We start from the raw sequence: 13,178 nt of genomic DNA, 5'->3' as shown, positions 1-13,178 counted from the left end.
TCGCTCTTCGGGTGGGCGGTTCGCCTCCAACGGTAGAGGTACCGGCATGATACAAGCAGTAGTTTTCGATGTGTTTGGCACGCTTCTCCAGATAGGTGAGCGCCGCCATCCTTTCCGCCAACTGATGCAGAACCTGCGGCTTCAGGGCAAAACACCAAGGCCGGATGACGCACGGACTCTGATGACTCGAAATCTGGGCTTGGCTGGAGCTGCCGATTATTTCGGTGCGCAGTTGAGCAACTCTGAGTTAGCTAGCCTTGAAAGCGACCTTTTCACCGAGCTGGCCAGCGTTCGCCTTTTCGATGATGCGTTGGAGTCGCTAAATCAGCTAAAGGACGCCGGCCTGAATCTCGCGTTGTGCTCCAATCTCGCAGCCCCATATGCGATTCCGGCCAAACTGTTACTGCCGTCGTTCGATGTTTACGGATGGAGCTTTGAGGTTGGGACAATAAAGCCTGAGCCCGCAATCTATCGTCAGATGATCGAACAGCTTGGCTGCGAGGCCTCCGCTATCGCAATGATCGGTGACACGTTGCAAGCCGATATGCTTGGTCCAATTGGGCAAGGCATGCGGGGCTACCACCTACAGCGTGAAGGAAAAGCCGATCAGTGCGGCTTCGTCTCGCTGATGGACTTTGCAGCCCACGTTCTGCAATACCCACCATCCGCCAACGGCTAAAGCGGCGTCGCCAGTTTTAGCTGACGCCGCTAGACCCGGATGGCTTACAGGCATGAAGACACCCTTTTTCTGTAACGGGAGCTCCTTCAACCCTTGAGCGCCAGAATACGCCGAGCGCCGTTGAGAACGATGAATCCCACGACGGTACCGATAATCAGGTCTGGGTAGTTGGACCCAGTCCAAGCGACGAGCGCTCCGGCGACTATGACGCCCATGTTGATGACCACATCATTGGCGGAGAATATCCAGCTCGCTTTCATGTGAGCACCACCTTCCCGGTGTTTGGAAATCAGCAGCAAACAACCCGTGTTGGCGAGCAATGCCAGGAACGCGACGGCCATCATTATCAGCGACTCGGGCTCGCTGCCGAATATAAAGCGTCTGATCACCTCTACGAGCACGCCGAGGGCCAAAATCAGCTGGAGCACACCAGCAAGGTGTGCAGCACGCACCTGCAGATTGACGCTGCGCCCAACCGCATAAAGGGCCAGGCCGTACACTGCCGCGTCAGCGAACATGTCGAGCGAATCGGCAATCAGACCCGCGGACCTGGCAATCAGGCCAGCAGTCATCTCTACCACGAACATGAAGGCGTTGATGCCTAACAGTAAACGTAGGGAGCGGGATTCCTGTGTAGAGTTCGCCGGATTCTCGGCGGCTTTGATCATCTCAGGGTCTGCCGCGACAGTTTTCTGAAGAGTGGCGCCTAGCCCTAACGTCGCCAGCTTTTTGGTTATGGGCTCAACGGCACTGTCATGCATGACATCTAACCGACGGTCCGACAGATCAAAAGTCAGCTTCCGAACTCCGTCCAAACCATTCAGCGCCAAGCGGATCATTCGCTCTTCTGATGGACAATCCATCTTGGGCACGGCGTAAACACTGACCCATTGCCCCGTCGTATCGGAAGGGTTTTGCATATCGGCATCAGCGGCTGGTGTCGCATCGCAGCCGCAGGGACCATCGGACTTGCTCATGATACGGCTCCACTTGAAATCGAAGATGGGATCATTAAAAGCCTTATAGCTACTATAAGGTCAATAACGCAGAGCCGATGAGGATTCACACGATGCGCATTGGTCAGTTAGCAAGGCTAATAGGGATTGATACACAGACGATCCGCTTCTATGAGCAGCAGGGCTTGTTGCCACCGCCTGATCGCCAGGCGAACGGCTATCGTGTCTACACCGAGAAGCATGGCGAGCGGCTAGCTTTCATCCGGCGCTGCCGAATCTTGAATCTGTCACTTCCAGAGATTCACGCACTCCAAAGCTACCAGGATGACCCTCGCCAGCCTTGTACGGCCGTCAATGCCTTACTCGATGATCACATTTCTCAAGTCAGATCCCAGATAACCGCTCTGCAATCACTCGAACGACAACTCGTTTCACTGCGGGCTAATTGCAACGATGGGCGGGAAGTTGAGGCTTGCGGCATTCTCGCCGGAATTAGCGAGGACGCATGCATTAAATGAACGGCGTTGGGGCTTGCGGGCCTGGTTACCCGGCCAACGCGCATGCCCTCGAAATGGTTGTTTGTCCCTGTGGTTTTTGCCCCTTCGTAGTGATGGCTGTCTCCGTGCGGTATCACTTTGAGTCAGGCCTGCCGAGGAAACGTGAGTTCAAACGTGGTCCGACCGTCTTTGCTGGCGACGGCCACGTGGCCTTTGTGGAGGTTCATCACTGAGCGGACAATCGCTAGCCCCAATCCTGCCCCGCGAGGTTGTATGCCGTTAACGCGGTAAAAGCGGTCGAACAGATGTGGGAGATGATCCGATTCGATAGTCGCGCCATGATTGGTGACAGCCAGCGAGACGATGTCTACGTCCTCCTCAAGGATCTTAAGTTCGACCGTACTGCCAGTATTTGAATGCCGCAGCGCGTTGGATAGCAGGTTGGAAATGGCCCGCTGGACCATAAGTCGATTTCCCAAAATCATGGCATCGCCCGTTACTGTCGTAGCGACTCCCGCTTCTTCGGCAAGGACTTCGAAGTATTCACATACGCGCCTCGCCTCGCTTCCTAAAGATAATTGTTCGAGCTTCAGTGCTGGGCTGGCGTGGCTGGCCTGGGCGAGAAACAGCATGTCTGACACGATTCGATCCATGCGTTCGAGTTCTTCAACCGACGACTCGATCACCTCCCGATAATGCTCCTTGCTTCGCTCACGCACCAAAGTCACCTGCGCCTTGCCTATCAGGTTGTTCAGCGGAGTTTTTAACTCATGAGCCACATCGTCCGAGAATTGTGACAGTTGCTGAACGCCGTCATCGAGTCGATGAAGCATTACGTTGAGGCTGTGCGCCAATGCCTGGAGCTCTTGCGGAAGCCGATCGGTGCGGATTCGAGGTGATAGATCCTGTGTAGATACCTTAGTCGCCAAGGCCCGGAACTTGCGAAGCGGCCGCAAGCCATTTTGGGCGATTAGCCATCCAGCCAATCCGATCAATATCAGTAGCATCGGCACGGTCACTAAGGCCGAGCGCAGGAATGCAGCCACCAGCCGTTGATCGGCACTGCGATCTTGCGAAAGTAAAAGCGTCATTGGAGCCAGTCCCGGGACTTGGATTTGCTTGCGCCCGGTTAGCATCTGCACGCCATCTTTCGTTGTCCAGCCAAGATAGTCGCCGTCCCTGCTCACGAGATCCAGCTGCTGCGGCGCATTGGCGAATCGGCCGATACTGAAAATGGGTGATTTCGCTGTATCGCCGATGACCGTAATCGAAAGGTTGTCATGGCCGAGTACGGTATCGCTCAATGCGTGTTGCCAGGAGCGGCCCATACGGGCTTTGGTGTCTTCGAGGAGTCCATGATCGATCTGAGAGAGCTTGGCCGTCACTTCCTCCTGGGCGCGCAGTTCCAGTTGGCGCACCAGTACCCAGTAGCTCAGTGCAATCAGCAGCGCGACCAAAGCGGCGCCGGTCAGTGTGATTTGAAGCGCGAGACGCGATGCGAGGCTGAGTGGCTTCAAGGCCGCGCCTCCAGCACGTAGCCCACACCCCGGATGGTGTGTATCAGGCGATCGCCGAAGGGTTCGTCCACTTTCATCCGCAGGCGACGAATCGCAACATCCACCACATTGGTATCGCAGTCGAAATTGATGTCCCACACCATGGCAGTTATTTCCGTACGCGTGAGGACTTCGCCAGTCCGGCGCATGAGCAGATGCAATAACGCAAATTCTTTGCTGGTGAGGTCGATACGCTGACCGCTCCGGTAAGCCCTATGCCGGGCCGGGTCCAGTTCGAGGTCGGCTACACGCAGGTTGCTCGGAAGTGTGACTGCCTCGCCTCGCCGCAACAGTGTCCGGATACGGGCAAGCAGCTCGGGGAACTGGAACGGCTTGACCAGATAGTCGTCGGCGCCCGATTCCAAGCCGCGGACTTTTTGCTCTAAGCGGCCATTGGCAGTCAGCATGATGACGCGTGTCTGCTTACGCCGCCTGATGAGTTCGAGAACCTCCCACCCATCCATGGTTGGCAGATTCACATCTAGCAGCACGATGTCATAGTCGTTCTGCAGTGCCAGGTGAAACCCATCGAGGCCATCACTTACGCAATCGACCAAGTAACCACATTCGATAAGACCCTGCTGCAAGTATTCCGCAGCGTTGATCTCGTCTTCGACAACCAGGATGCGCATGTTTTGAGGTAACTCGGCAAGGAGGTGCGCGGTAAGCGGAACCAAAAAAATCCATGTAGTAACTAGGTCAAGACGAAAGCGGCTTGGCTCTAGCGTGAAAGGCAGAGGCGAAAAGATCTGCCCAGGGAAGCGGGAAGCACTTTAACGCGGTAAAAGCCCTGTGAGGGCTATCTTGCGAATTTGTAATCTACCGGTCATTTGGTTGACCCGCAGCGCGAGCGGGTGCACCAAACGAAAAAAGGCGCCCTGATGGGCGCCTGAAACACATCTTCAAACCAAGGGAGCAAAACTAAAGAAGATGTGGTGTTGCTCATGGTGTTTCACAAGATCGAGAGAGGGTACTCGGCGATGAATCGGACCTCATCGAGGTCGGACTCGAAAGCAGTCGCCCGCGTGGTAGCCTGGCGCACCCGCAGAGACAAATCCTTGAGAGAGCCAGTCTGTACAACGTAGCGGGCTTCGACGTCGCGTTCCCAGCGGTTCTGTCCCGTCAGCGGCGCACCGTTATCGTCTTGGCGCATGTACACCTCGTTCGCGTTGCTGTAATCGGCGCCCCAACCGCGGGCGTAGCGGGTCATGAAAGTAAGCCCGGGTATGCCGTACTCCGCCATGTTCAGGTCGTAGCGCAGCATCCAGGACTGCTCTTTAGGTGAGTTGAAATCACTGTACTGAATGGAGTTGTTCAGGTAGATCGAGTCCGCCTGGCGCAAGTAGTCAAAGTCGTTGTTACCGTTGTTTCGCTGATACGACGCCGTGACGGTGTGCGCGCCGAAGGCGACACCCAGGCTGGAGCTCCAGATGTTGTTGTTGAACTCGCCCAGCAACTCACGGCCTTCGTCGGTTGCCTTGTAATAGTTGAAGCTGGCCAGCAGCGCGACGATATCGGAGAGCGGATAGGTGGCCGACGCACCGAAGTAATGCTGGTTCCAGGCATCTTTGAGGCGGCTGGTGTACAGGCTAAGACTGATATTTTCATTCACGCTGTAGTCACCGCCTGCGTAGCCGAGCCAAGGCGCGTCTACGCCCCCGCCGTAGAAGGTGACGAAGTCTTCGTTCATGTTACTGGTGTTGGGCTGGCTCATCGCGTGCAAGCGGCCTCCCTGAAGGGTGAGGTCGTCCAGCGAGTTGTTCACAACGGTGACACCCTTGAAAGACTCCGGCAGCAGCCGAGAGTCGCCGAAGTGCACGACAGGTGTAGTGGGAAATACATCGCCGGCCTTGATCTCGGTGTCCAGCAAGCGTGCTTTCACCGCGCCCCCCACCCGTGTGAAGTCATCCTCAGGATCGCCAGCGCTGTCGTGGGGAAGCAGGTCGATGCTGCCGCCCACACCGGAGCGCCCCGAACCGGAGTCGAGCTTGAGGCCGAGCATGGCGAAAGCGTCGAAGCCAATCTCTACCGAGCCTTGGGTATATCCGGACTCGAAGAAGGCCATCAATCCGTGGGCCCATTCCTCGGAGTAGCCATTGCCGGCGGCACTCTCACCGTCGCGAAAATCCCGATTGAAATAGAAGTTGCGATTTATCAGCGATAGCGTGCTGCCTTCGATGAAGCCCTCGGCTGTTTCCGATTGGGCAAAGACCGGGGCGCTGCCCAATGCCAGTGAAAGGGCTGTCAGCGAAAAAACGGCCTTTTTGCTCATGATGATGCTCCTTATGTACGGCAGGTCAGTGCTCGAATGACGCCTTTCGCCTTTTTGTTTTTAGCGCTTGGCCATGTTCTTCCCCTAGAGATGACGGCAGGATTAGCGGCAAATGACTATTTTGTAATCTGAGGAAGCCCAATCGCGCACTCCTTCGATTACAGATTTGTAATGTTGCGGTCACCAGGTCGTTATCCACACTTATTTAAAGTCACCACCCCATAGCCATCAGCTATCTCGCCGGCTTGGCAAGGCTGATAAAAACGCTTTCGTGTATTTGTCTACTAAATTCAGGGCGAATCACTATCGCAGTAGAGGCGCATGTGTTTCGCGTCTTGGCGGGGGTAGTTCTTATGATTGGATTCGACATCTAAACCAGGAAGTCATCGTTTTGCCTTGGATGAGAAAAATAGTTTTGCTGATGTTGCTAGCCTTGTTCCCATTGCAATCATCATGGGCAGTTGTTAGCACGAGCTGCAGTCATGAGGATGGTTCGGCAGCAAATCATCTTGGACATCACGAACATCCGCACGAGTCTCTGGGTACTGACGAGGAAGGATCGTCAAAAGCCGCAAAAAAAATCAGTCTGGATGGAGACTGTGTCTTTCATGGCGACCATATCAAGCCGCTTATAACGAAAGGGATCTGTCCTGGTTCGGTATTATCAATGAGCTTGAAACCGTTTCCTTCTGCTAGCTACGCATCGGCTGAAGCGGGGCGTCCTGAGAAACCTAATTGGCGCATCGGTGCAAAACCGGTGGGACGCCAAAGTAACCAGTAAGCGCCATTTATCTGTATCTGACGTCTCACCGAACCTTCCCTTTTTTTAGGAGATTTCGGTGCGAAAAGCTCTTTTCTCGCTGGGGTTGACGACGTTGTCGTGCAATCTCGCCTTTGCGCAACCCTTAGAGTTGCCGACCTTCACACAGACCTTACCTGTCAGTGTGTCAAATACCTTCCCCGTTGAGTCTGTCGACTCCATAAGCTTTGTACGCGCCTTGGAACTCGCTAGCTCTGCAAGCCCTGAACTGGCTGCTGCAAGACGTGAGCTGGCTGCTTCTCGCGCATTGATTAGCCAAGCAGGAGCACGTCCGAATCCAATATTGTCCGCTAGCCAGGAGGGAATCCGGGGCGATGCCCCGGAGACCACGCTTGAACTGAGCCAAGAAATAGAGCTGGGTGGTAAACGTTCGGCTCGTATTGAGGCAGCGCAACGCGCCATGGACGTAGCGGCCGCCGACCTACAGGACGCCCAAGCTCGACTGAGGGGGGCAGTGATGGGTGCATACTACGATGTGCTTACTGCTCAAGAACGGCTGGACCTCGCTCAGGCTGCTTCAAAGCTTGCGAAGCAAGCTGTGAACGTTGCCAATCGACGTGTGAGGGCCGGCATGGTCTCTCCCGTAGAGGAAACCCGGGCGCGGGTTGCGGCTACTGGAGTGCAAGTAGAGCTTGCCCAGGCCACAGCTGAACTCGAAGCTGCGCGCACTCGGCTGGCGGCCAACTGGGGAAATCCACAGCCACGCTTTGAGCGAGTAAAAGAGCCGGTAGAGGCAGTGCCTCCTCTTCCCGAGCTAGCTGAGCTTTATAGCCGTTTGAACGATTCCGCCCAACTAACCCGCGCGCGTCGGGAGGCTGAAAGACGTCGGGCTGCGTTGGAGCTGGAAAGGACGAATCGCTTTTCTAACGTGACGGTTAGCGTAGGTGCCCAACGCTCAGATGAATATAACGGCACGCTGGGACTGGTGAGTATCTCGATGCCCCTGCCGTTGTTTGATCGAAACCAAGGCAACATCGGAGCAGCACAGGAACGGGCCTACCAGGCGCAGGACGAGCTTAACGCCGTCCATATACGCCTGAAAAGCGAACTTTCCCAAGCGCACATGCGGCTGCGCACTGCTCGCCAGCAGTTCGAACTGTTGCGCAACGACATGCTCCCCAGTGCCCAAAGCGCTTATGAAGCTGCCAGCAAGGGGTTCGAACTAGGAAAGTTCACCTTCCTTGACGTACTGGATGCTCAACGCACGCTTTTCCAAGCCCGCTCTCAGTATCTGTCTGCGCTCTCGCAAGCTAACCAGGCGGCGGCGGAAATCGCCCGAATCGTCGGCGATGGGTCGGCCGTTATCACCTCGGCCACTCAGCCATAAGGAATCCATATGAAAAGTAAATCGAATACATCTTCCTTGGCTGGTCACAAGAAGCAGATTTTTTGGATCGTCGTCATATTAAGCGTGGCACTTGTGCTTGGCGGATTGCTTCTTCGCAGTAGTCCAGCTGTGCCCGAAGCGGGCGACGCACATAGCGAGCATGGTGACGCATCGGAGCAGGAGGATGAAGGGCATTCGGATGAGGATGCTGAAGCCGAAGGAGATCATGGACATGATGAAGGAGGCGCCGATAGCGATCACGAGGTCGGTGCGGCAGAGAAAGATGAGCATGAAGATGAGCCCGAGGGAGCGGAGCACACTGAAACAGCAGAGGTAGAACTCTCAGAGACACAAATCCTAGCCGCCGGCATTTCACTGGCAACTGCTGAGCCCGCAAAGATACAAAGCGCAATCGAGCTGCCAGGTGAAATTACGTTTAACCAGGATCGTACAGCGCAAGTTGTGCCTCGTCTCTCAGGTGTCGTTGAAGCGGTCAAAGTCGATTTGGGCGAACAGGTGAAACAGGGGCAAGTGCTTGCTGTGATCGCGAGTACCGACCTGTCGGAACGTAGAAGCGAGTTCTACGCGGCACAAAAACGTCTTGCATTGGCTCAGAAAACCTATCGACGCGAAAAGGAGCTGTGGGAAGAGCGTATTTCTGCAGAACAGGATTATTTACAGGCACAACAGGCTCTACGGGAAGCAGAGCTGACGGTTGCGAATGCAAAAGCACAGCTACAAGCGCTTGGTAGTGATGCTGGCAAGCCAGACGCATTGAGCCGCTACGAACTCAGGGCGCCGTTCGATGGGATGATCGTTGAGAAGGACATCACGCTCGGTGAGTCAGTCAATACCGACGACCAGATATTCATCATTTCCGATCTCTCTACCGTTTGGGCAGATATCAGCGTTCCTGCCAATGCACTCAGCGCGGTACGAGTCGGCAGCAACGCGGTTATCGAAGCCACAGCATTCGAGTCCAGTGCCAATGGCACCGTTTCTTATGTCGGCTCACTTGTTGGTCAGCAAAGCCGCGCCGCTACCGCCCGGGTCACGCTTCCGAACCCGGAAGGTGTTTGGCGTCCCGGCCTGTTCGTCAAAGTGCGGGTAGGCTCTGGCGGAGTGTCCGTGCCGGTTGCAGTCAAGCCCGATGCGATCCACACGTTGGAAGATAATCCGGTGGTGTTTGTACGGACCGACCATGGCTTTGCTGCTCAGCCAATCGTGACTGGTCGCGGCGATAGTGAAGCGGTTGAAATCAAGGAAGGTCTTCAGGCCGGAGTGCGCTATGCCTTGGCCAACAGTTTCATCATTAAGTCCGAGCTTGGCAAAGCCAGCGCCTCGCATGCTCACTGATACGGAGTTATAGACTGTGTTCGAACGTATCATTCGCTTTTCTATAGAGCATCGCTGGCTGGTTTTGCTAGCCGTGCTTGGCATGGCAGCGTTAGGAGCTTACAGCTACCAAAAGCTGCCTATCGATGCTGTCCCTGATATCACCAACGTACAGGTGCAAATCAACACTGCGGCCCCAGGTTATTCCCCGCTGGAAGTGGAGCAGCGCATTACCTACCCGCTCGAGACGGTAATGGCCGGGTTGCCCAAGCTCGAGCAGACCCGTTCCTTGTCTCGATATGGACTTTCTCAGATCACAGTTATTTTTGAGGAAGGCACTGACATCTATTTTGCCCGCCAACTTGTGAATGAGCGCTTGGGAGGGGCCAAAGATCAGCTTCCGGAAGGCGTCACTCCAACACTTGGCCCTATTTCCACTGGGCTTGGCGAAATCTATTTTTGGACGGTTGAAGCTGAGGACGGTGCCACCAAATCGGACGGTACGCCTTATACCTCTGCTGACTTGCGTGAGATTCAAGATTGGATCATCAAACCGCAAGTCCGCAATGTACCAGGCGTAACTGAGATCAATACGATCGGAGGATATGCAAAGGAATATCAGATCGCCCCCAACCCAGACACTTTGCGGTCGTTTGGACTAACACTACAAGATTTGATCGAGGCGGTTGAGCAAAACAATAACAATCTAGGTGCCGGATATATTGAAAAACGCGGCGAGCAGTATCTTGTTCGTGCTCCAGGACAAATGCAATCAGTAGAGGACATCCGCAATACCCTTATTAGCAACGTTGACGGTACCCCAGTACGTATCCGCGACGTTGCGACGGTAGAGGTTGGAAAGGAGCTCCGTACTGGCGCAGCCACCGAGAATGGCCGCGAAGTGGTTCTAGGTACGGCTTTCATGCTTATCGGTGAAAATAGCCGGGTAGTTTCTAGGGCTGTCGATGACAAGATGAAAGAGATAAACCTTTCGCTTCCAGAGGGCGTAAAGGCGATTACTGTCTACGATCGAACTGTACTCGTAGACAAAGCTATATCCACCGTTAAGAAGAACCTCACTGAGGGTGCCATTCTTGTTGTGGTTATACTTTTTCTCTTCTTGGGCAATATCCGTGCGGCGATCCTAACCGCACTTGTTATACCGCTGGCGATGCTCTTTACGTTCACCGGCATGGTAGCCAACGAGGTCAGCGCCAACCTGATGAGCTTAGGCGCATTGGATTTCGGCATCATTATCGATGGTGCCGTGGTGATTGTTGAGAACTGCGTGCGTCGACTTGCTCACGCTCAGTCCCATCACGGGCGGGCATTAACGCTGTCCGAACGGCTTCATGAAGTGTTCGCTGCGGCAAAGGAAGTGCGTCGGCCTCTACTCTATGGGCAGCTGATCATTATGATCGTATATCTGCCGATATTCGCCCTTACAGGGGTAGAAGGTAAGATGTTCACGCCCATGGCGTTTACCGTAGTGACAGCGCTATTCGGGGCGATGATTCTCTCGGTGACGTTCGTCCCGGCAGCCGTTGCGCTCTTTATCGGCAAGCGTGTTACAGAGAAGGAAAACTTTCTAATCCGCAATGCTAAACGGGCCTACGCACCTGCATTCGATGCGGTGATGTCCAACAAGCCAGTAGTGCTCACCTTTGCCGTTGTTGCAGTTGTACTTTCCGGCCTCGTAGGGGCACGTATGGGCAGTGAATTCGTGCCTAGCCTCAACGAGGGGGACTTCGCTATCCAAGCCCTTCGTGTACCGGCTACCAGCCTTAGTCAGTCTGTCGAGATGCAGCAGCAGCTGGAGCGAAAGCTCATGGATGAGTTTCCGGAGATCGAGCGGATTTTTGCGCGCACAGGCACTGCGGAGGTGGCATCCGATGCCATGCCTCCAAACATCTCTGACGGGTACGTCATGCTGAAGCCACAAGAGCAGTGGCCGGATCCAGGCAAGTCGCGCGACGAACTCTTAAGCGAGGTCCAAGCATCCGCCGCTGAGTTACCGGGCAATAACTACGAGTTTTCCCAGCCTATTCAGCTGCGTTTCAACGAGTTGATTTCCGGTGTTCGTGCCGCTGTAGCCGTGAAAATCTATGGTGATGACATGGAGGTTCTTAACAGCACGGCGGCGGAAGTGTCCGAGGTGCTAGGACAAGTACCAGGCGCCTCCGAGGTTACGGTCGAGCAAACGACTGGCCTTCCTATGCTCACGATTGATATCGATCGCGATCAAATCGCACGATACGGCCTGAGTTTAGATACTGTACAGCAAGCGGTTGCAGTAGCCATCGGGGGCCGAGAGGTAGGCACCTTGTTTCAAGGAGACCGGCGTTTCGATATCGTAGTTCGTTTACCGGACGAGATACGAAGCGATCTCGCCGCAATTGAGAGGCTCCCAATTGCCCTTCCAAGGGAATTAAACAGCGCCATAAGTTATATCCCCCTCGGCGAGGTGGCCACTCTGGATTTGGCCCCCGGTCCGAATCAGATCAGTAGAGAGGAAGGGAAACGGCGAATTGTCGTTAGTGCAAACGTCCGTGGTCGGGACATTGGATCATTCGTATCTGAGGCAGAACAGAAAATCCAGGCCCAGGTAGATATCCCGTCAGGTTATTGGATCGACTGGGGCGGTACCTTTGAGCAGCTTGAATCTGCAACGAAGCGGCTGCAGATTGTCGTCCCTGTGGCGCTGCTCCTGGTGTTCATTCTGCTTTTCATGATGTTCAACAATGTCAAAGACGGCTTGTTGGTGTTTACAGGGATTCCATTTGCGCTCACCGGAGGCATTGTTGCGCTGTGGCTGAGAGATATCCCATTGTCCATTTCAGCAGGAGTTGGCTTTATTGCTCTGTCGGGCGTCGCCGTTCTAAATGGCCTGGTAATGATCTCCTTCATCCGTAGCCTACGGGAGCAAGGTTTACCTCTGGGCACCGCGATCCGCGAGGGCGCTCTGACCCGGCTACGGCCGGTATTGATGACAGCCTTGGTGGCTTCACTCGGGTTCGTTCCGATGGCCTTGAATGTGGGTACCGGTGCAGAGGTACAGCGCCCCCTTGCGACGGTGGTGATCGGGGGGATTCTCTCCTCAACGGTGCTAACGCTATTGGTACTGCCGTTGCTCTACCAGCTGGCTCATCGGCGCGAAGACGAATTGGAGGAGCAAGAAATCGCGTTGGCCGCTGACAGAACAAGCTAGAGATTGGATGGCGGCACACAACGCCCCGTTCTTGCTAGCTCGCGAGAACGGGGCGTGTTGGTTTCGGAGTGCTAAGATTCAGCGGCGGCGCAGCGGGCAGCAAAGCCTTTATAGCGTAGGTCTAATGCATCTAAACGGTGAATAGAAAGGGTGCTCAGCGCTTAGTGCGTATGACTCCGCGCTACATACGCCTCCTCGGCTGATGGCTTTCACCCACGGTGAGCTGACGAAAGATTATGCAAGCAGCGGCTGACCTGCCCCGGGCGGCAGCACGGGCGATAGCTACGAAAACGCCCTGGCTGGAACGATCAGCGGGCTTTACAAGGCCGAGCTGACACCTTCAATCATGGACGAACCGCGAGGCCGTTGAGATGGCGACCCTGACGTGGATGCGTTGTACGCCACCAGCGTCTGTTCAGCTCAATCGGATATGCTCTTGCGAACGCTAATAACAGACAGATCAGGCGATAGCGGCCTGACTTAACGAAACGGCCTATAAAGGCCGGGGCGATTCGCTGGTAGCGATGT

The 13,178-nt window shown here is 55.0% G+C and carries 9 protein-coding genes and 1 pseudogene; 6 read left to right on the top strand and 4 right to left on the bottom strand.

Features of this window, described 5'->3' with window-relative positions:
- The first annotated feature begins 46 nt into the window (after positions 1-46).
- A complete protein-coding gene (locus tag B597_RS30110) occupies positions 47-679 on the top strand; it encodes an HAD family hydrolase (RefSeq protein WP_003292660.1) in 633 nt (210 codons plus the stop codon).
- An 86-nt stretch (positions 680-765) separates the two neighbouring features.
- Here B597_RS30110 and B597_RS30105 read toward each other — a convergent pair whose 3' ends face one another.
- Positions 766-1,656: a cation efflux transmembrane domain-containing protein gene (locus tag B597_RS30105; RefSeq protein ID WP_003292661.1), complete on the bottom strand. Its 891-nt coding sequence runs from the start codon at positions 1,654-1,656 to the stop codon at positions 766-768.
- A 92-nt stretch (positions 1,657-1,748) separates the two neighbouring features.
- Here B597_RS30105 and cadR point away from each other — a divergent pair, with 92 nt between their 5' ends.
- Complete coding sequence (gene cadR, locus B597_RS30100) at positions 1,749-2,153, top strand: Cd(II)/Pb(II)-responsive transcriptional regulator (RefSeq protein ID WP_003292662.1); 405 nt, start codon at positions 1,749-1,751, stop codon at positions 2,151-2,153.
- 122 nt (positions 2,154-2,275) lie between these two features.
- On the opposite strand, the gene B597_RS30095 is transcribed toward cadR, so the two are convergent.
- From B597_RS30095 to B597_RS30085, 3 genes are all read right to left on the bottom strand, one after another.
- On the bottom strand, positions 2,276-3,649 hold the full coding sequence (locus tag B597_RS30095) for a heavy metal sensor histidine kinase (protein WP_003292663.1): 1,374 nt from the start codon (positions 3,647-3,649) through the stop codon (positions 2,276-2,278).
- Positions 3,646-4,320, bottom strand: a complete 675-nt coding sequence (locus B597_RS30090; RefSeq protein WP_003292664.1) for a heavy metal response regulator transcription factor — start codon at positions 4,318-4,320, stop codon at positions 3,646-3,648. Before B597_RS30090 ends, B597_RS30095 begins: the two co-directional genes overlap by 4 nt.
- 320 nt (positions 4,321-4,640) lie before the next feature.
- Complete coding sequence (locus B597_RS30085) at positions 4,641-5,960, bottom strand: OprD family porin (protein ID WP_023444719.1); 1,320 nt, start codon at positions 5,958-5,960, stop codon at positions 4,641-4,643.
- 839 nt (positions 5,961-6,799) lie between these two features.
- Between B597_RS30085 and B597_RS0223150 the strand changes: the two genes are divergently transcribed.
- From B597_RS0223150 to B597_RS46260, 4 genes and pseudogenes are all read left to right on the top strand, one after another.
- Positions 6,800-8,107, top strand: coding sequence for a TolC family protein (locus tag B597_RS0223150; RefSeq protein ID WP_031323266.1), 1,308 nt, complete (start codon positions 6,800-6,802; stop codon positions 8,105-8,107).
- A 9-nt stretch (positions 8,108-8,116) separates the two neighbouring features.
- Positions 8,117-9,463, top strand: a complete 1,347-nt coding sequence (locus B597_RS0223145; protein WP_031323264.1) for an efflux RND transporter periplasmic adaptor subunit — start codon at positions 8,117-8,119, stop codon at positions 9,461-9,463.
- 16 nt (positions 9,464-9,479) lie between these two features.
- Complete coding sequence (locus tag B597_RS30080; RefSeq protein WP_003292670.1) at positions 9,480-12,650, top strand: efflux RND transporter permease subunit; 3,171 nt, start codon at positions 9,480-9,482, stop codon at positions 12,648-12,650.
- 265 nt (positions 12,651-12,915) lie between these two features.
- Positions 12,916-13,121 (top strand): annotated as a pseudogene (locus tag B597_RS46260) (IS3 family transposase); the annotation flags it as partial.
- Between the last annotated feature and the right edge of the window lie 57 nt (positions 13,122-13,178).

It is taken from the genome of Stutzerimonas stutzeri KOS6 (assembly GCF_000307775.2).
Taxonomy (GTDB): Bacteria; Pseudomonadota; Gammaproteobacteria; order Pseudomonadales; family Pseudomonadaceae; genus Stutzerimonas; species Stutzerimonas stutzeri_B.
Note: the sequence above shows the minus strand (reverse complement) of the source record. Positions and strands in the feature narration are given on the sequence as shown.